Raw genomic sequence first — 19,361 nt, 5'->3', positions numbered from 1 at the left:
TGGTAGTGTGGGGTTTCCCCATGTGAGAGTAGGTCATCGTCAAGCTTCTACACCAAACCCCCGATCTTCGTAAGAGGATCGGGGGTTTGTCTTTGGCGTTTGGAAAACTCGAAATCCTCACACTGCCGTTTTATCCCACATGATCCTTTAGCTCGCTCCTGCGTTCAGAAGTTGCTTCAGAACTGGCGAGCGATCGTGCGTCCTCAGATCAAATGATACGACTTCGACAGCTCCGGTGAGGCACTCTGCCCGGAGGCATCACTGTATCGAAGGCTCACGCCGAGGTGATGCAGGGAACCATTGGATCGGTATGGGCTAGCCGGCGGTTCTAAATATGAGCGCTCACGCTGTGGCGAGCTGTATAACAGTTAGAATGCTCATGCCGAGGCGTAGCCGGAGAACACCGCTGCGTAAGGTAAACGCGACCCAAGACATCGGGTGGCTGACGGTATCGCCTATCGGTCAGTGCCTAGCAGTAGCAGTTGACGCGGCGAGCCGCTCAGTTCAGCTCAGCTTGTAAGCGCGGTCGCACTAAGGCGGTACAGCGGGGGAGTTTGAAGCTGAACTAACCAGCTCGCACCAGTGGCAAGCTGGTTAGTTTTCGATCTTGTGATCAGCTGACTGGCTCGACCTCTTTAGCAGGCCTTTGACCAGCTGCGACGTCAAATGGCTCGGCTTGCTCACGACGCCTGATGAACTTCCAGTCCGCCTCGTCGATGTAGATTCCGCTCGGGCCGCTGCCGCCTTCCAGGTCGATAGCGACGTGTGCTGAGACCTGCGGTTTAACCGAGGCGAGGATCGGCACGAAGCCAAGCTGCAAGCTGGTTTCGATCAGCGCCTGCTGGTTACGCTCGTCGATATCGGCGGCTTCGTCCAGGTAGTAGGGCAGACGAATGCGGCCTGCTTGCTCACGATCCATCAGGTGCAGCAGCAGGTACATGTTGGTCAGCGCTTTGATGGTCATCGTCGTGCCGTTGGACGCTGCGCCGTCGATGTCGGTATGAATCACCGGTTGGCCGCCGACCTTGGTGATTTCAAAAGCCAGCTCGAACAGATCTTTGAGGCCGAGCTGGTTGTTGTTGGCAGCAACCAAGCGTGCCAGGTACTCCTTGGCTTCCTCGTTCTTGCTGTCCTGCTCGCTGCTTTGCTGCAGGTCGAAAACCGAGAGCGTCTCGCCTTGCTCGTATTGCCCGGCGCTGTGGATGATCTGGTCGATGTGCTTAAGCGCATCCTTGTTCGGAGCCAGCACGATGCGGAAGCTTTCGAGGTTGGATACCTGACGCTTGTTAATTTCGCGGTTGAACAGGGCCAACTGATGTTCAAGGCTGTCATAGTCGCTGCGGATGTTGCGCAGGGTTCGGGCAATGTCGGTAACCGCGGCGCGGCGCGCCTTGGCCAGTGTGAGGGCTTCGTCCTGGCGATGCGCGTAGGCGTTCACCAACAGCTGCAAGCGGCGCTCCGGATCCTCTTCGCTGTCGAACTTGGCGACGCCCTTGAGGCGAACCTGCGCATAGAGCGCTTCGATCTGCCCGTCGACGCGCTGCAGCGCTTGCCAGCTGTCCTGATAGTCGTTGAGCAGCGGTTGCAGGTTGTCTAGCGAATCGTCCACTGGATCCATGAATGGCGTGCCAAAGGGCAAATCTGCTGGTAGCAGCTGGCGACGACGCAGCGCGTCTTCTAGCGTGCGCTCCTTGGCTTCCAGATCCGCCAGCTGACGGCCGACCAATTGCAGTTTTGCCGACAGGTGCTGGACGCGTTCGGTAAAGGCATCGCTGGTTCGCTTGAGCTCGTCCTGCGCAGCCTCCGCCTGCGCCAGCTGCTCGAGCTTGCTGCCTTCCTGGGCCGACAGCGTCTGGCAGCGGCGGAAGTCTTCCAGCGCTTTCTGCGAATCGAGGACCTGCTGGTAGAGTTGTTCGGCCTGAGCCTTGCTGGCGGCGCGGTCGATTGCCACCGAGTGCTGCGCCTTCAACTGCTTTAGCTCGCGCTCGAGACGATCCTTCTGGTCACGCAAAGCAGCACGGTCGGCCAACGCCTGAAGGGCCGGCGGTTCGATATGCGAGAGATCGATGGAGATGCCCGGTGCCTCGAATCGCTCGCCCTTAAAGCCGTCCAGGACCGCTTCGAGTGATTTGACCCATGCTTCGCCATCATCCAGCGCGATACCTTTGTCCCCTAGCGGCAGGCTGAACAGCTGCCCGTTGAACAGCCGCATCAGGCGATCGACGTCCGCTTGTGAGAACTCCTCGCGCAGGCGCGAATAGCTGTTGTTGTCCGCATGGTCCAGTTGCAGCCGGACCGATTTCAGGCGTTTCTCCAGATCGCGCAGACGCTCGTCTAGATCTTCGCTGGAGAACTGGCGCGATTGCGACAAGGCGCCTGCCAGCTCGTCATGAGCGTCCTTGGCGGCAAGCAGCTGTTGCTCCAGCACGTGAGCATCCTCGACCAGGGCAAAGCGGTTTTTCAGCACCGCCAGTTCGCCCAACCAGCGCTGGATCTCGCTGATTTCGCGTTCCAGTCGCATCAGCTCGGCCGTGCTGCCGCGCTGTTCGTTCTGTAAACCGTCCTGCTCGCGGCGATAGTGCTCAGCCTGGATGACCAATTCTTCCTTGCGCGCGCCGGCATAGTCCTGCCAGGTGCCCAGCAGCGAGTCGAGCAAAGGGGACAGGCGATGCAGCTTGCCGCGCAGCAGTTCACGCTGGGCCACGCCCGCAGCCAGCGCCTCGACCAGCGGACCGGCCGCAACTAGTGCCTGATAATCCTGCTCCATCCGGCGCACGTCGCGGAAGGCTTCTTCGGTGGCGGCGATGTAGTCGACGCTGCCGGAGCGCAGGCTGTGCTCGAATGCATCGAGGAATAGCTGCTTGAGCTTGGCTGCGGTGATCTCGCGCATGTGCAGCAGGTTGATGAACAACGCGCGGAAGGTTTTGAGGCTCTGCTCGCTGGTCGAACGCAGCGGGATGAGCGTCATGTCCAGCGGGATTGCGGTGTGGCCACCGACTAGCAGCCGCCGCAGCTCGTCTGGCTTGGCCTCGTAGGCCTTGATGCCCGCCCGCTCAAGATTGGCGAACAGCTCGCGTTGGCGCAGGCAGGTACCGTTCTGCTGGTAGTGGTCGAGGTCCAGCGAGCCCTGGTAGACAAAGAACTGGTGACCGAAGCCGCCGCCCGGACCGCGGCCGGCAACGCCGATCACGTGAGGGCCATGGGGCAGGGCGACTTCGACGAGGATGTAGCTGGTGTCGCTGGCAAAGTAGAACTTGCGCGACTGCTCCAGGCTGTACTTGCCAAAACTCATGTCCGACATGCGCGCCAGAATCGGGAACTGCAGGGCGTTGATCGACGCGGACTTGCCGAGGTTATTTGCGCCATATACCGACAGCGGCGTTTCCAGCGGGAACATGCCGAGGCTGTAGCCTGCAGTGTTTAGCAAAGCAAAGCGGCGGATGCCGTAGCGTTCCTGGCTCATGCTTCAAGCTCCTTTTCTTCAGCGATGGCACGTGCCAAGGCATCTTCTTCGGAATCGTCCGGGCCACGGTCGAGAAGAATGATGTCGTCCTCCTCTTCTTCCTCGGCGATAAGCTGTGGTGCGGGCAGTGGCAGGTCATTGCTGTGCAGGCTCGCCGCCAGGTCGCGGTCTTGCTGAACGGACAGGCAAACATCGAGGAAGCGGTGCATGGGCGGCAGGAAACGGTAGATGCCGTTGCTGTCTTCGGCGAAGCCCAGCTGCGTCAGGCGGCGGATTACCTTTTCCTCCAATTCGTCCTGCGTGGTGACTTCAGCCTGCAGAAACAGGTCGCGGTACTTGTCGAGCAGCGCCGGCAGCTCATCTCGGCCGAGGGTGCCGCCGTCCAACACCGCGAGGGGATCGCGACCCTGATCAGCCAAGTGCTCGACCAGGATGAAGGTAAACAGCGCCAGTCGCTGTGCGGTCTTGTTGACCTGTGCGCCCATCTGCTCGGGGACAAAATAGTAGAAGCCGCGCGGATCGCAGACCAGTTCGAAGCCGAGCGCCTTGAACAGAGCGCGGTATTGGTCCTGCATGCTGGACAGTTGGGCGTAGCACTCCGGCTCGCTGCGAGACAGGTGATAGCCCTTGAAGAGCTCGCGGAAAATCGGCGCCAGCTGGGTCATTTCTTTCAGATCAATGTTCATACGCAACTCAGTCAATCATCGTGTGAGCAGGCACGAGGCGCTTTTCACGAAAAGGAATCGAATCGGGGCGGGCGATACATCGCCAATGGGGCGCGACCTCAACCATCAGCATTGGCCAGCAGCGCAAAGGAGCTAAGGCTGACCTGATGCTCACGGGTCAGGTACTCGCGCCGCTCCAGGCGGTCGCGTTGAAAGCGCGCATCGCGGGACAGCCGTGAGAACCAATAGAGCAGCTCATCGGTCGCGCCATCCGGCTCCTGCTCCAGCAGCCATTGCATCAGGTCCGGCAGTGGCAGCGCCTGTTCGCAGCGGTCGAGCATCTCCCGTGCGGTCAGTGGCGACCGCGGTGCATCGGTCTTGCGCTTGCTGCCAGCGCGGGGGAACTGCGCCGGTTTCGGCTCAAAGCGGGCCAGGGCGTAGACGTAGGCTTCAACCTGGCTGGCCGAGCCGAGAAAGGTGCTCTGCGGCCGGGTGAACAATGGCAGTGAGGCCTGCGGCACCGCGTCCAGTCCTTTCTTGCGGATGGCTGACAAGGCCAGCGCGGCGCCTCGCGTCACCGCATTGTGCCGACGGGCTTCCTCGCGCAAGGGCAGCAACAGCTCGCGAGCGTGACGCAGGGTGAGCTGGGCGGTGCTCTGCATTTCCAGAATTCGCGCATGAGTGCGCAGCAACAGGTCGTCGTCAACCAGCTGGCCAAGCCGCTGTTGCTCGCCGAGCAGCTTCATCAGCACCTGTTCGACGCGGTAAACGCCCTGTTCGAAGGCGCCGTCAGCCGCGACCAGCTGAATCATCGGCTCTACGTATTCGTCCCAGGTCGCCAGGACCTCGGCGTAACGCTGACGCAATGGAATTTGCCGGTCACTGGTCTTGGCCCGATCGGCGACACCGATGAGCGCTTGTTCGTCGTTGGCGAGCTTTTTCAGCACGTCACGTACGCGCATATCGAGCAGGCGCAGCTGGCGCGCGAGATCCTGCCCGTCGCGGATCTCGAAGGCGTCTTGGATGTGGCCGGCCAGGCGTTCGAGATGGCGCAGGTACGCTTCGATTTCCAGGCACAGGCCAAGTCGGTGTTCGCGGCGCAGGTAGGCGAGGAAATCGTGAATCTGCGCGTTCAGCTCGAAGCGGTTCGGGCTCTTCGCCACCGGGACCAATATGTCCAGGCGAATCCATTGATCGAGCAGGGCAGTGATGTCGGTGGGCGTTCCTTCCGGCAGTTGCGCAGCGAGCTGATGACGAAGTTCGATCAGGCTCAGGGTGCCGGCATCGAAGCGCTCGCACAGCGGCTCGAGCAATGTCCAGTGTTCGGCGAGGGCGCGCAATACGCGCTTGGGTTCGATCATCGAGGCGCCAATCCAGCCATGAAAAAAGGCGCAAATTGTACTGCATCACTGCTGGCGTGATGGCAGGCGGAGACGATCGGATGCGCCCTGATCGGCATTTGGATCAGCAAACAGGACCGTTCACCGGGACGTCATCGATCAGAGGTAGCGTGCGGCGCATCGCTGCCGTTCACCGATTTAGTCGCGACCGAACATCATGAAAGTCGACGAAGTGTCGAAATGCTATTTCGGTATGCGCCAGTTATCGGCACAATTCGCCCTTTTTTCCAAACGGGAAGCGGCCGGCTTCCTGTCGGCGACCTTCGAGGGGCACGCACACATGATCAAGACGCCGTACTACCTCATCGACAAACAGAAACTGTTGGGCAATCTCGAAAAGATTGCCTACGTACGCGAGCAGTCCGGCGCCAAGGCGTTGCTGGCTCTTAAGTGCTTCGCCACCTGGTCGGTTTTCGACCTGATGCAGCAGTACATGGACGGTACTACTTCGTCGTCACTCTATGAGCTCAAGCTCGGTCGGCAGAAATTCGCTGGAGAAGCGCATGCTTACAGCGTGGCCTGGGCCGACGATGAAATTGAAGAAATGGTCGCTAACTGCGACAAGATCATCTTCAACTCCATCGGCCAACTCGAGCGCTTCGAGGCCGCCACCGAAGGCACCATTCGGGGTTTGCGCGTGAACCCCCAGGTCAGCAGCTCCGACTACTTGCTCGCTGATCCGGCACGCCCGTTCAGCCGCCTGGGCGAATGGGACCCAGAGAAAATCGCCGCGGTCATGAGCAAGATCTCTGGCTTCATGTTTCACAACAACTGTGAGAACGGCAGCTTCGAGCTGTTCGACAAGATGCTCACGACCATCGAGGAGCGCTTCGGCCCTCTGCTTGAACAGGTCGAGTGGGTCAGCCTCGGCGGCGGAATCCACTTCACCGGGGAGGGCTACCCACTCGATGCGTTCTGCGCTCGCCTGAAGGCCTTCTCCGGAAAGTATGGCGTGCAGGTCTACCTGGAGCCGGGCGAAGCGGCGATCACCCTCAGTTCCTCGCTGGAAGTGACGGTGCTCGACACCCTCTACAACGGCAAGAATCTCGCGGTCGTCGACAGCTCGATCGAGGCGCACATGCTCGATCTGCTGATCTACCGCCTGAACGCCAAGATGGCGCCCAGCGACGGCGAGCACAGCTACATGGTGTGCGGCAAATCCTGTCTGGCCGGCGACATCTTCGGCGAGTACCAATTCGATCGTCCGCTGGCCATCGGCGATCGGCTGTCGTTTATCGACGCGGCGGGTTACACCATGGTCAAGAAAAACTGGTTCAACGGCCTGAAAATGCCGTCCATCGTGGTAAAGCAGCTCGACGGCAACGTCGAGGTAGTTCGCGAGTTCGACTTTGATGATTACCTGTCCAGCCTTTCCTGAGGCGGCGACTTAAGGAGTGACAAAACAATTGAAGAAAAACGTTCTTATCATTGGTGCAGGAGGTGTCGCTAAGGTGGTGGCCCATAAGTGCGCGCAGCACAACGACGAACTCGGTCGTATTGCTATCGCGTCGCGCAGCATCTCCAAATGCCGGGCCATCATCGACAGCGTGCAGGCCAAGGGCGGATTGAAACAGCCCGGTGAAATCAAGGCCTACGTGCTGGACGCGCTTGACGTAGAAGCGACCAAGGCGCTGATCCGTGAAACCGAATCGCAGATAGTCATCAATGTCGGTTCAGCCTTCCTGAATATGGCTGTGCTGCGCGCATGCATCGACACTGGCGCCGCGTATCTCGACACGGCAATCCACGAAGAGCCGAACAAGATTTGTGAAACCCCACCGTGGTATGGCAACTACGAGTGGAAGCACCTGGCCGAGTGCCAGGAAAAGGGCGTCACCGCCATTCTGGGTGCTGGCTTTGATCCGGGCGTGGTCAACGCTTACGCCGCCCTGGCACAGCAGGAGCACTTCGACACGATCGAGTCGATCGACATCCTGGACGTCAACGCCGGTTCGCACGGCAAATATTTCGCGACCAACTTCGACCCGGAAATAAACTTCCGCGAATTCACCGGTCAGGTCTACAGCTGGCAGAACAGCCAGTGGACGACCAACACCATGTTCGAGGTCAAGCGCACCGACGACCTGCCGGTCGTGGGCGAGCAGAGCCTCTACCTGACCGGCCATGACGAGGTGCATTCGCTCTCCAAGCACCTCGGCGTACCGAACGTACGCTTCTGGATGAGCTTTGGTGATCACTACATCAATGTCTTCACCGTGCTGAAGAACCTCGGCCTGCTTTCCGAGCAGCCGGTCCGCACAGCCGAGGGCCTGGAAGTAGTGCCGCTCAAGGTGGTGAAGGCCGTACTGCCCGATCCCGCTTCGCTGGCGCCTGGCTACACCGGCAAGACCTGCATCGGCGATCTCATCAAAGGCACCAAGGACGGCCAGCCGCGCGAGCTGTTCATCTACAACGTGGCCGACCATGAAGAGGCCTACGCCGAGACGGACAGTCAGGGCATTTCCTACACCGCTGGCGTGCCGCCGGTTGCTGCCGCGCTGTTGGTAGCGCGTGGAGAGTGGGATGCGCAGCGGATGGTCAACGTCGAGCAACTGCCGGCGCAGCCATTCCTCAAACTGCTCGACGCGATGGGCCTGCCCACGCGGATTAAAGACGAGCACGGCGACCGCGCTTGGGATCAATAAGCCAGCCACGAGCTGCACGTAAGAACGAAAGGCCCCGCTGCTTCAGCTGCGGGGCCTTTTTGCTTTGGGGACTAGGGGGGATGTAAAAGCAACATCCACCCTACGAGCCAAGGCGGGCATTTCGGCTTTCGTAGGGTGGGTGTAAAAAACGACATCCACCCTACGAATGCAGCTGTGCCTTCCCGCCTTGTTCATTTCACGCGACAATCCACCGTCTACAAGCGCCCCCTCAGAGGCGCTCGGCAGCCGTGAGGATTTGACTATGAGCAGCAACGACCGCGTCATCATCTTCGACACTACCCTGCGAGACGGTGAGCAGAGTCCCGGCGCTTCTATGACCGGCGAAGAAAAGCTGCGCATCGCCAAGGCCCTCGAGCGGCTGAAAGTGGACGTGATCGAGGCGGGCTTCGCCATCGCCAGCCCTGGCGATTTCGCTGCGGTCAAAGCCGTGGCGGATCACATCAAGGACAGCACCGTCTGTAGTTTGGCCCGTGCCGTGGATGCCGACATCGAGCGTGCCGCTGAAGCGCTGGCCGGTGCCAACTCTGGTCGCATCCACACCTTTATTGCCACCAGCCCGATCCATATGCAGTACAAGCTGCGCATGCAGCCGGATCAGGTGGTCGAGCAGGCCGTACGTGCGGTGACCAAGGCGCGTAACCTCTGCGCTGATGTGGAATTCTCGTGCGAGGACGCCGGCCGCTCGGAAATCGATTTCCTCTGCCGCATCATCGAAGCGGCCATCGATGCGGGCGCGCGCACCATCAACATTCCAGACACGGTCGGCTACGCCATCCCGCACCAATATGCGGAGACCATCCGCCAGCTGCTCGAGCGCGTTCCCAACGCGGACAAAGCCGTCTTCTCCGTTCACTGCCACAACGACCTGGGCCTGGCGGTGGCTAACTCGCTGGCGGCGGTCGTTGCCGGTGCGCGGCAGGTCGAGTGCACCATCAACGGCCTGGGCGAGCGCGCCGGTAACGCCGCGCTGGAGGAGATCGTCATGGCGATCAAGACGCGTCAGGACCTGCTCAACGTGCACACCCGCATCGAGACCGAGCACATTCTCAGCGCCTCGCGTCTGGTGTCCGGCATTACGGGCTTCCCAGTGCAGCCGAACAAGGCCATCGTCGGTGCCAATGCCTTTGCTCACGAATCCGGCATCCATCAGGATGGCGTGCTCAAGCACCGCGAAACCTATGAAATCATGTCCGCGCAGTCGGTCGGCTGGAACGCCAACAAGATGGTCATGGGCAAGCACTCGGGACGTGCCGCCTTTCGCGCGCGGCTCGAGGAGCTGGGTATCGTTTTGCCGGGCGAAGGCGAGCTGAACGCGGCTTTTGCCCGCTTCAAGGAGCTGGCCGACAAGAAGCACGAGATTTTCGACGAGGATTTGCAGGCACTGGTTTCTGACACGCTCGCCGAGGACGTGCAGGAACATTTCAAGCTGGTGACGCTGGAAGTGGCGAGCAAGACCGGCGAGGTGCCGGACGCCAAGCTCGTGCTGAACGTGGATGGCAACGAGCAGGCTGCGGCAGCTCAGGGTTCTGGGCCGGTCGACGCAACCTTCAAAGCCATCGAGTCGGTGGCCAACTCGGGCGCCACACTTCAGCTGTACTCGGTTAACGCGATCACCAAGGGCACTGACTCGCAAGGCGAGGTCACGGTGCGGTTGGAGAAGGGCGGACGTATCGTCAACGGCAACGGTGCCGACACCGATATCGTCGTGGCCTCGGCCAAGGCCTACCTCAATGCGCTGAACCTGATGCAGGTTGGCGCCAAGGCTCATCCACAGGTGACCGGGGTTTGATTACCGAAAGCCGGCGTCGTGCCTTCCTTGACGCCATGCAGATCACCACCTGGCTGCCGCGAGCCGAGCTGCCCTTTGCCGCGCCTTCGCGCCCGGAGCTCTTGCAAATCGTCGAGACGGCATCCGAGCCCGCGCCAGTCGTCGAGCTTCAACCAACGCCACAGCCGAGCCGCACAGCGCCCGAGCCGGCAGCGCCCGAGCCGGCAGCGCCTGCGACGGCTGCTTCGGCCAGCCCGGCCGCAGATGCGGTTCGCTCGGTCATGCCACGCATCGCCGTGCCCGAGCCGAAAAAACCTGCGGCGAAGGCCCGCGAAGCGCAGGCGGTTACCGCCGAGCAGAAAGCCGCCGTACCGCCCCCTCGCTTCGCCTTGCAGCTGCTGCGTGCTGGCAATGTGCTGTTGCTGGTCGAGCTGCCGACGGGTGAGTCTTTCCAGAGCCGCGATCCTGCTTACATCCTGCTCAAGGACTTGTTGCGTGCTGCCAGGCTACCGGACAGCCCACAGCAGGTTGGAGACGGTGAGCCGATTCGCTGGCCGCTGCTCCATCGCGGCAGCCTCGATCAGGGCGGCGAAGCTGCACGTGACTACGTGCAGGGCGTGGTCGCGGCCGAGTTGGAAGAAATGGGTTGTGCCTGCCTCTGGCTGATCGGCTCGCCTGCGCTGCGGTTTGCTGGCGAAGTCGAGGCGGACGCCTGCTATCGCGAGCTGACAATCGAAGGCTTAGGCGTTGCGTTGACGATGCCGGGGCTCGAGCAGTTGATGGAGCAGCCCGGCAGCAAGGCGCAGCTGTGGCGAGCCATGCGCCGCAGCATGCCGCGCTGGGTGATCGGTTTGAGTGGATCCACGAGTAGTGTTCATGAGTGATGCAGTGAGCTTCCGCCCGATGACCGCGGCGGATATCGAAACCGTTCTGAAAATCGAATACGCCGCTTTCAGCCACCCCTGGACCCGCGGCATCTTCACCGATGCGCTCACCGCCTACGAGTGCTGGGTTATGTTCGAGGGCGAGCAGCAGGTCGGCCACGGCGTGATCAATGTCATCCTCGATGAAGCGCATCTGCTCAACATCACTGTCAAACCACAGAGCCAGGGTCACGGGCTTGGCTTGCGACTGCTGGAACACCTGATGCAACGCGCTCAGGAGCGTGGCGGGCGCGAATGCTTTCTTGAAGTGCGCGCGAGCAACACCTCGGCTTATCGCTTGTATGAGCGTTATGGCTTCAATGAGGTGGGGCGTCGCCGCGGTTACTATCCATCTGCCGAAGGGCGGGAGGATGCGTTGGTAATGGCCTGTACGCTGATCGACTGATCAAGCGAAGGTCTGACGCAAGAAGGCCCGATTCGAAAGAGTCGGGCCTTCTCCTTTATCGTCTCCATACATCCGTTGCGTACGGCAGACAGCCGGTTGCGCGAGGCTACTGTCCTGGCGCCTTGTCCCGGCCAGAATCCAGCGGGGCGTCGCCGCCAAGCTCGTTGTCGTCCATCACATCGTCATTTTCGTGTAGCACAGCGTCACCGCCGCCAAGACCGGTGTCCGGATCGCCATCTGCCGGGCCGTCCCAGGGCTTACCGTCCAGTGGGTTGGAGCGGCCTTCTTCGGCCTCGTCCAGGTCCACGTCGGCACCGATGCGATGCTCCGAAACTTCACTCAGATCCTGGTCGGCCGGCCCGCCATGGCCCGGCTCGTGCGGCGAGCGGGACCCATCGTCGGGAATCAGCGTCTCTGGCGCCATGTCATCCATGGTGGTCTGCCCGCCAGGTACTTCGCCAGTCGTCATGCCGGCTTCGGCTACACGCTCTGGCGGAAACTCGTCCTCGAGTTCTTCGGCAGGAACTTCATCCCCGATGCGGCCTTTACGGTCGTCCCGATGCTGGTCGAAATCGAGCTGTTCGATTGAACCCATGCGGTCCTCGGTAGTGTCGATTTCCGATGGGGTGTAAGGCTTGGAATCGTTCATGACAACCTCCTGCTAGAACTCTGGTCTTGCAGTTTGTGACCCGGTGACGATGTGAAGATTCAGGCCGGCCGCTGGCCGGTTCCGCCTTTATGAACCAAGCTGCAGTGGCCGTGCATGTTGAATTACAGGCGGCGGCCGCGATAAAAAACGCGAACCACCACCGTTGATCGGGGGTCCCAGTTGCATGAGTAAACAAAATGATCAACCCGAGCTAGAGGCTCGGAGCTGCGCTTTTTTCTTCGATGTTGATGGCACGCTCGCTGATATCCAACCGCGGCCTGAACTCGTTTTCATCCCCCCTTGTTCACTGGCGGCGCTGGAACGGCTGAGCGCCAATGGCATTCCTGTTGCGGTCGTGTCGGGCCGGCCGATCAGCCAGCTCGATGCGCTGCTCACGCCTCTGCAACTGCCCGCCGCCGGCGTGCACGGCGCCGAGCGTCGTACCGCTACCGGCGAGTTGCAAAACCTGACCCTCGATAATGACGTGTTCGACGCCATCCAGCGCGAGTTGGCGCAAGCATGTGCCGAGCATCCTGGCCTGACGCTGGAGAACAAGGGCGTCGCCTTTGCGCTGCATTTCCGCCTGGCTCCTGAGCTTGAAGAGACAGCGCGCGGCGTGGCCGAAGATTTCGTGGCCCGTTATGGTGAGGTGCTGGCGCTACAGCCTGGCAAGTGTGTGTTCGAACTCAAGCCGCGCGGCGCCAGCAAGGGTGAGGTCATCCGAACCTTCATGCAGGAGGCGCCGTTTGCTGGACGGACACCCGTCTTCATCGGCGATGACCTGACCGATGAGGCAGGCTTCTCGGTGGTCAACGAACTGGGCGGGGTCTCGATCAAGGTGGGCACAGGTCCGACCGAAGCCATGCAGCGGCTGGCGTCAGTAGAAGCCGTCGCCATCTGGCTCGACGGATTGCAGAGCACGCTGTCCGAGCCGCAGCAACATCCAATAAAACCAGACTGAAGCGAGAACTACATGAGCCGACTAGTAGTGGTTTCCAACCGCGTAGCGCCGATCAAGGCGGGGAAGGTCGCTGCTGGCGGGCTTGCAGTTGGCGTTCACGACGCATTGCGCCAAGCTGGCGGTATCTGGTTTGGCTGGAATGGCGATGTAAGCAGCACCCCGCAAACCCGTACCGAGACCGTTGGCAATATCACCTACGCCACGATGGGCCTCACCAAGCAGGATTACGACCAGTATTACCGTGGATTTTCCAATGCCACGCTGTGGCCGATCTTTCACTATAGGATCGACCTGGCGCGATACAACCGGCAGGAGTACGAAGGCTACAGACGGGTCAACGCCATGCTGGCGGAGAAACTGAAACCGCTGCTCGAACCTGACGACATCATCTGGATCCACGACTATCACCTGATTCCCTTCGCCGAAGCTTGCCGCCAGCTCGGCATCCGCAACCGCATCGGTTTCTTCCTTCACATTCCGTTTCCGCCGCCGGAAATCCTGACCGTCATTCCGCCGCACAATGAGTTGCTGAAAACACTTTGCTTCTACGACCTCATCGGCTTCCAGACGGAAACGGATCGGCTCGCCTTCCAGGACTACATGACCCGCGAAGTGCGGGGAATTCTTGAGTCCGATGGAAGCCTGACAGCGTATGGTCAGAATTTCCGCGCCGGGGTGTATCCCATTGGCGTTGTCCCGGATGAGATCCAGACGCTCGCCGAGTCCTACAAGGGCCGAAGCAAGCCCATGCGGCGCACCACGGACGTCGATCGCAAGAAGATCATCAGCGTGGACCGGCTGGATTATTCCAAGGGCCTGGTCGAGCGGTTCAAAGCATACGAAGCGTTCCTGGACCGATACCCGGAACATCGTCGCGCTGTCGAATTCATCCAGATCGCGCCGACGTCGCGTTCGGACGTAAAGACCTATCAGCACATTCGTCAGCAGCTGGAAAGCGCAGCGGGCCACATCAATGGCTGGCTGTCGGACCTGGACTGGACGCCCCTTCATTACCTCAACAAAAGTCATGATCGGAAAACCCTGATGGGCTTGTTCCGCCAGTCCGACATCGGCTTCGTCACCCCGCTGCGCGACGGGATGAACCTGGTCGCCAAGGAATTCGTCGCGTCTCAGGACCCGGAAAATCCCGGCGTACTGGTGCTGTCGCGCTTCGCCGGGGCCGCTCGCGAGCTGACGTCAGCGCTGATCATCAATCCCTACGATTGCATCGGCATGGCCGAGGCGTTGGACCGGGCGATGCGTATGTCGCTCACCGAGCGCAAGGATCGCTACGAGCACATGATGCGGGCAATACGCGCCGCTGACCTGGACGCCTGGCGCGACAATTTCCTGCGCGACCTGCGCGCATTTTCCTCCCGCCCGAGAGCTGAAGTTCCTTCGAATCCGCTGTTCACCGTCTAATGCTGTGACGCACCGGTCTGCGTGCTTGTCAAAACGCCGACCGGTTCGTAACGTGCATGTCGGAATGGAAGGGGCAAGCGATGAGCAACGAGCTTCAACAGTTATTCGAGAACAATGCGCGCTGGGCTGAAGCGATCATCGAAGAAGACCCTACTTTCTTCACCAAACTGGCCAAGCAGCAGCTGCCGGAGTACCTCTGGATCGGCTGTTCCGATGCCCGCGTGCCTGCCAATGAGATTGTCGGCCTGCTGCCCGGCGATCTCTTCGTTCACCGCAACGTCGCTAACGTCGTGCTGCACACCGACCTCAATTGCCTATCGGTCATTCAGTACGCGGTGGATGTGCTCAAGGTGAAACACATCCTCGTCACCGGTCATTATGGCTGCGGCGGTGTTCGCGCTTCGATGCGTGACGATCAGCTCGGCCTGATCGACGGCTGGCTGCGCACCATCCGCGACCTGTACTACGAACACCGCGAGCACATCGCCAGCTTCCCCACCGAAGAAGCACAGGTGGATCGCCTCTGTGAGCTCAACGTTATCCAGCAGGTGGCCAACGTCAGCCACACCAACATCGTCCAGAACGCCTGGCATCGCGATCAACCGCTGTCCGTGCATGGTTGCATCTACGGCATCAAGGACGGCATCTGGAAGAACCTCAACGTTACGATCAGCGGTCTTGATCAGCTGCCGCCGCAGTACCGCCTCCGCACGCGTCGGCCGGTCTGATGGAAGGGCGTCAGGGATGGGCTTTCGCCGGCCTGCTGCTCGCTGTGCTCTGCTGGAGCGGCAACGCGCTGGTGGCGCGCGCCTTTCACAATGCAATACCGCCGCTGACCTTGTCGTTCTGGCGCTGGGTGCTGGCGACCTGCCTGTTGCTGCCGTTCGTGGCGCGCTCCATCTGGACACACAGGGCCACGCTACGCGCTGCGGGTTGGCGGCTGCCGGTGATCGCCGCATTGGGCATCAGCAGCTACAACTCATTGCTGTATTCCGCGGCGCAAAGCACCGAGGCTATCAACCTCACCCTGGTCAACACTTGCCTGCCCCTGTTCACCTTCATCGGCGGCGGCCTGCTGTTGGGTGAATGGCCAGCCCGTCGCGCCTGGTTCGGCATGGCCATCGCCGCGTGCGGGCTGGTCTACCTCATCAGCCGCGGCAGCTGGGATGCGTTCACCCATTTGGCCTTCAAGGCCGGCGATCTCATCATGCTCGCTGCGGTTCTGGTATGGGCGCTGTACACCCTGTCGCTACGGCGTTGGGGCGCCTTTCTCCAGGTTCCGCCCTTGACACTGCTAGGCGTGCTGATGGCAATCGGTACGCCGTTTATCCTGCCGTTCTACCTGTTCGAGCTCAGTCATGTCGGGGGGTTCGAACCAAGCCCGATCAACCTCGCCGTCATCGCCTATACCGCGATCTTCGCGTCGCTGGTGGCTTATCTTTCCTGGAATCACGGCGTCAAAACCGTCGGCGCGGCGAAAGCGGCGATGGCGACGTACCTGATGCCGGTATTCACCGCGATTCTCGGCTGGCTGCTACTGGGGGAAGGCTTGCAGCTGTTCCACTGGGTTGGCGGCGGACTGATTTTTGCCGGTTTGCTGCTGGCAACCCAGACCCGCGTGCGCAGCGTGATTTCGAGGTGAACAACGTCACGGCGGCGGTGCAGTCTGATGCTGGGTGAATGCGCCGCAGCGGTCTGCGGCTCATCGACGTTCAGTTTCCAGTGCCGCACCTTGGTTGTGCGGCGCTGGGGGCAGGCTACGGCGCGCGGTAGATGGCGCACAGCTTGTGGCCGTCAGGGTCGCGTACATACCCCAGGTGAATCGCGCCGAGGCTGCTTTCGCGCAGCCCCGGCGGCTCCTCGCAGGTGGTGCCGCCGTGAGCGACGGCTACGTCGTGAAATGCCTGGACCTGCTCGGGAGAGTTGCATTTGAAGCCAATCGTGCCGCCATTGCCTACGGTCGCTTCTTCACCGTTGATGGGCTCGGTGACACCGAACAGGCTCCCGTCGTGTCGGTAGAAGAGGCGGGTATGCCCGGAGGGGCCCGTGTTGCGGATCGGCTCGCCTGCGCCGAGTAGGCCGAGCACGGCATCGTAGAACCGCTTCGACCGTTCAATATCATTCGAACCGACCATTACATGGTTGAGCATGGGGGCCTCGCTAGGTGGTTTGGGTTGTGCGGCTATCGAGCGTGCAATGTAGCACCGGCACGAAGCGGGTGGTCAAACGGCGGATAGGGGGGCGGATCAGGGTGTACAGCGTCATCCCGCGTCGGCTCGTTCGGGGCACCCACAATCCTGGCAGGCCTCGGTCGCTAACCTAGTGGCATTTCCCCGTCCTTTCCGACTTCCCGGTATCGTGCCCGCAGCACTTCGGCCAGTCGCTGCATGGCCAAGTCTTCGCCGTGGAAAAGGCGACGCCGCAGCCACTCTTTCATGCCGGCAAATAAGTCGACCAAGTTGCCTCGGGTGGAACCCGGTTACGGTACTGAGAGAGCGCACGGTCGGTTTGTTCGCAGATACCCTTCGACTCGCCGATCACTGACTTCATCTGGGCCCGGATGTAGACGTTTAGAACCGCAAAAATAAGCTGTCCCTTTTTCGCCCTCTCCGTCAATCTACGATCTGCACCACAGTTGTTCGTTTTCAGAATTGGAGAACGAGCGTGCAGTGCGGGTCATCACGAGCGTTTTATGCAGCCTGGGCCAGAAAGCAGCCCGCTCGCCAGACTTGATTTGACCCAGAGCAGCCGACAGTACACGATTACTTAGCCCCGGTGCGCAGCAAGGTCCACGCATCTTCAATACCTTCCGTTGCCTGGTGAAGGCAAATGGCCAATTCTTATCTATTGGCTTAGCCAAAGCCCTCCTTTCCGATCCGCATACTGCAATGTTGTCGCAGCTACGGGAGCTCTTATGGTTGCGCCTCATCCCGCCAACGAAGTTGAGCGTCTGCAACTTCTTCACGCGCTTCAGATCCTCGACACCGATCCAGAGCCCGTTTTTGATCGTTTGACCCGCCTGCTCGCCCACACGCTCGGCACGCCAATCGCGCTGGTCTCGCTGATCGATGAGCACCGTCAGTGGTTCAAATCCCGCGTCGGGCTCAATGTTAGCGAGACCCCTCGTGACCAGGCGTTTTGTGCACACGCGATCCTTGATGGCGAACCGCTGTTGGTAGTTCCCGATGCCTATCTAGACGAGCGCTTCGCAGATAACCCGTTGGTATTAGGCGCACCGCATATTCGCGCCTACGCCGGTGCGCCAATCCGAACCCAAGGAGGACTGGCGCTCGGTACGCTGTGTGCCATTGATACGCGACCGCGTGCGTTCACTGCGGTCGAGCTACAAATTCTCCAGGATATGGCAGACATGGTCGCCCGCGAGATGCAACTTCGCGAGACTCTGTTGCTGGCCCGCTCGCAGCTAAGTCAGGCCGACGAACTGCTGGTGGAAAGCGAGGAGCGATACCGCTCGGTATTCGAGCTTGCTTCGGTGGGCATCGCAATCGTCGCGCCCGATGGCACTTGGCAGAGTGTCAACGAGCCTCTGTGTCGCATCGTTGGTTACAGCGCCGCCGAGCTTCTGAAGATGACTTTCCAAGACATTACTCACCCGGAAGACCTGGACGACGACCTAGACCTGGTGCGCAAGCTCGCCTCGGGCGAGTTAGATGCGTATCACCTAGAAAAACGCTATGTGCACAGGGAAGGCCACGCGGTCTGGATCAAGCTGAGCGTTAGCAAAAAGCTCTCCGCGCAAGGTGAACTTGAATATTTCATCGCTGTAATCCGCGACATCCAGGCGCGCAAGGAGGCGGAAGAAGGGCTTGCCGTGCTCCGTCGGGAACTGGAAGCGCGGGTGCAAGAGCGTACCGAACAGCTATCGCAGTCCAATCGGGAACTCCGCACTGTCATAGATAGCCGGCAGCGGGCCGAGCAGGAGGCCCGAGACCGTGAGGTCGAACTGGCCACCGTTATCGAGCATGCCACTGACGCATACATCAGCCTTGACCAGAATGGCGTCGTGCGAGCATGGAATCGGGCGGCTGAAGAAACCTTCGGCTGGAGCATCAGTGAAGCGATTGGACATACGTTAGACCAATTGATCGTTCCGTCGGAGATGCGGGCGGCGCACCGTGCGGGGATCGCGCGCTACTTGGCAATAGGCGAATCAACATTGCTCGGTCGCCGGCTGGAGCTGCCGGCGTTACGCAAGGACGGCTCGCACCTGACCGTCGAAATGTGCGTCCGCGCGTTGCACTTGGGCGGCAAGACACTGTTCAGTGCGTTTCTGCATGACATATCTGAGCGCAAACTCCATGAGGCTCAGCGGGAGAGCGAGGCGCGGCACGATGCACTAACAGGCCTGTTGAACCGCCGCGGGCTCACCGAACTACTACCGATTGCATTGTCGCGGGCTGACCGCTCGGTTTCCGATCTAGGCTTGCTATTTATCGACCTCGATGGATTCAAGGCTGTGAACGATACCTTCGGGCACGAAGCCGGAGACGAGTTGCTGCGCGCAGTCGCTGTGTTATTGCAACAGTGCGTACGGGAGAGCGACAGCGTGGTACGGCTGGCCGGAGATGAGTTCACCGTGCTGCTAGAGGGCTTGGCCAACTGCGAGTCTGATGCACGTCTGGTGGCCGAAAAGGTGCTCGCTGCAATAGCTCAGCCGATCAGTACCTCGCATGGCCTGGCTAACGTGAGCGCCAGTATCGGCATTTCCTGTTACACAGCCGGTAGCGACAAAGACGCGGCGCAACTGATGCGTGAAGCGGACGAGCGCATGTACCAAGCCAAGCGCGCGGGCAAGGGACGGGCGTTTTCATGGGACGACGCCTCGCGCGCTGCTGTCCTCTAGAGACAGTGGCCGTCACGCTTTGCGTTGCCGGGTGCCTAGACGCTGACAGAGCAAGACCAGAGCTATTCCTCTCAGCTGGCCTGAACCAACCCACCCCTCGGCTTCGTGCAAGCCGATGGGCTGCTGGAGACAGTGGGTGTTCGGCTTCAGAGATCACCGAACAGGAAGGGGGTG

Annotated in this window: 15 protein-coding genes; 10 read left to right on the top strand and 5 right to left on the bottom strand. The window is 60.7% G+C overall.

Annotated features, from left to right (window positions below):
* Positions 1-613: 613 nt before the first annotated feature.
* The 3 genes from mksF to mksB all read right to left on the bottom strand — a co-directional run bounded on the left by mksF (position 614) and on the right by mksB (position 5,489).
* Complete coding sequence (gene mksF / locus ACQKIK_RS14365; RefSeq protein WP_499136420.1) at positions 614-3,463, bottom strand: Mks condensin complex protein MksF; 2,850 nt, start codon at positions 3,461-3,463, stop codon at positions 614-616.
* Complete coding sequence (gene mksE / locus ACQKIK_RS14360) at positions 3,460-4,149, bottom strand: Mks condensin complex protein MksE (RefSeq protein WP_499136419.1); 690 nt, start codon at positions 4,147-4,149, stop codon at positions 3,460-3,462. Before mksE ends, mksF begins: the two co-directional genes overlap by 4 nt.
* A gap of 98 nt (positions 4,150-4,247) precedes the next feature.
* The gene (gene mksB / locus ACQKIK_RS14355) at positions 4,248-5,489 is read right to left on the bottom strand and encodes an Mks condensin complex protein MksB (protein ID WP_128121756.1); all 1,242 of its coding nucleotides are present in this window, start codon (positions 5,487-5,489) and stop codon (positions 4,248-4,250) included.
* Between the two features lie 319 nt (positions 5,490-5,808).
* Between mksB and ACQKIK_RS14350 the strand changes: the two genes are divergently transcribed.
* The 5 genes from ACQKIK_RS14350 (at position 5,809) to rimI (ending at position 11,291) form a co-directional block, all read left to right on the top strand.
* Positions 5,809-6,906: a carboxynorspermidine decarboxylase gene (locus tag ACQKIK_RS14350; RefSeq protein ID WP_499136438.1), complete on the top strand. Its 1,098-nt coding sequence runs from the start codon at positions 5,809-5,811 to the stop codon at positions 6,904-6,906.
* Between the two features lie 28 nt (positions 6,907-6,934).
* Positions 6,935-8,173: a saccharopine dehydrogenase family protein gene (locus tag ACQKIK_RS14345; RefSeq protein ID WP_463309643.1), complete on the top strand. Its 1,239-nt coding sequence runs from the start codon at positions 6,935-6,937 to the stop codon at positions 8,171-8,173.
* Between the two features lie 262 nt (positions 8,174-8,435).
* Positions 8,436-9,983, top strand: a complete 1,548-nt coding sequence (locus tag ACQKIK_RS14340; protein ID WP_499136418.1) for a 2-isopropylmalate synthase — start codon at positions 8,436-8,438, stop codon at positions 9,981-9,983.
* Entirely contained in the window at positions 9,980-10,846 is an 867-nt protein-coding gene (locus ACQKIK_RS14335) for an energy transducer TonB (protein ID WP_499136416.1), read from the top strand. Before ACQKIK_RS14340 ends, ACQKIK_RS14335 begins: the two co-directional genes overlap by 4 nt.
* Positions 10,839-11,291 (top strand): ribosomal protein S18-alanine N-acetyltransferase, encoded by a 453-nt coding sequence (rimI, locus tag ACQKIK_RS14330; RefSeq protein ID WP_045424930.1) that lies wholly within the window; start codon positions 10,839-10,841, stop codon positions 11,289-11,291. Before ACQKIK_RS14335 ends, rimI begins: the two co-directional genes overlap by 8 nt.
* Before the next feature lie 106 nt (positions 11,292-11,397).
* Here rimI and ACQKIK_RS14325 read toward each other — a convergent pair whose 3' ends face one another.
* Positions 11,398-11,940 carry a hypothetical protein gene (locus ACQKIK_RS14325; protein ID WP_499136415.1) on the bottom strand — a complete coding sequence of 181 codons (543 nt, stop codon included), beginning with the start codon at positions 11,938-11,940 and terminating at the stop codon, positions 11,398-11,400.
* A gap of 184 nt (positions 11,941-12,124) precedes the next feature.
* Here ACQKIK_RS14325 and otsB point away from each other — a divergent pair, with 184 nt between their 5' ends.
* The 4 genes from otsB (at position 12,125) to ACQKIK_RS14305 (ending at position 15,965) form a co-directional block, all read left to right on the top strand.
* On the top strand, positions 12,125-12,901 hold the full coding sequence (gene otsB / locus ACQKIK_RS14320; protein WP_499136414.1) for a trehalose-phosphatase: 777 nt from the start codon (positions 12,125-12,127) through the stop codon (positions 12,899-12,901).
* A 12-nt stretch (positions 12,902-12,913) separates the two neighbouring features.
* Positions 12,914-14,323 (top strand): alpha,alpha-trehalose-phosphate synthase (UDP-forming), encoded by a 1,410-nt coding sequence (gene otsA / locus ACQKIK_RS14315; RefSeq protein ID WP_463288291.1) that lies wholly within the window; start codon positions 12,914-12,916, stop codon positions 14,321-14,323.
* A gap of 80 nt (positions 14,324-14,403) precedes the next feature.
* Positions 14,404-15,051 (top strand): carbonate dehydratase, encoded by a 648-nt coding sequence (can, locus tag ACQKIK_RS14310; RefSeq protein WP_046162638.1) that lies wholly within the window; start codon positions 14,404-14,406, stop codon positions 15,049-15,051.
* On the top strand, positions 15,051-15,965 hold the full coding sequence (locus ACQKIK_RS14305; RefSeq protein ID WP_499136413.1) for a DMT family transporter: 915 nt from the start codon (positions 15,051-15,053) through the stop codon (positions 15,963-15,965). Before can ends, ACQKIK_RS14305 begins: the two co-directional genes overlap by 1 nt.
* A 115-nt stretch (positions 15,966-16,080) precedes the next feature.
* On the opposite strand, the gene ACQKIK_RS14300 is transcribed toward ACQKIK_RS14305, so the two are convergent.
* Entirely contained in the window at positions 16,081-16,473 is a 393-nt protein-coding gene (locus tag ACQKIK_RS14300; RefSeq protein WP_499136412.1) for a VOC family protein, read from the bottom strand.
* A gap of 764 nt (positions 16,474-17,237) precedes the next feature.
* Here ACQKIK_RS14300 and ACQKIK_RS14295 point away from each other — a divergent pair.
* A complete protein-coding gene (locus ACQKIK_RS14295; protein ID WP_499136411.1) occupies positions 17,238-19,187 on the top strand; it encodes a PAS domain S-box protein in 1,950 nt (649 codons plus the stop codon).
* Positions 19,188-19,361 lie beyond the last annotated feature (174 nt).

Source organism: Pseudomonas sp. NPDC047961 (assembly GCF_050272435.1).
Taxonomy (GTDB): Bacteria; Pseudomonadota; Gammaproteobacteria; order Pseudomonadales; family Pseudomonadaceae; genus Stutzerimonas.
Note: the sequence above shows the minus strand (reverse complement) of the source record. Positions and strands in the feature narration are given on the sequence as shown.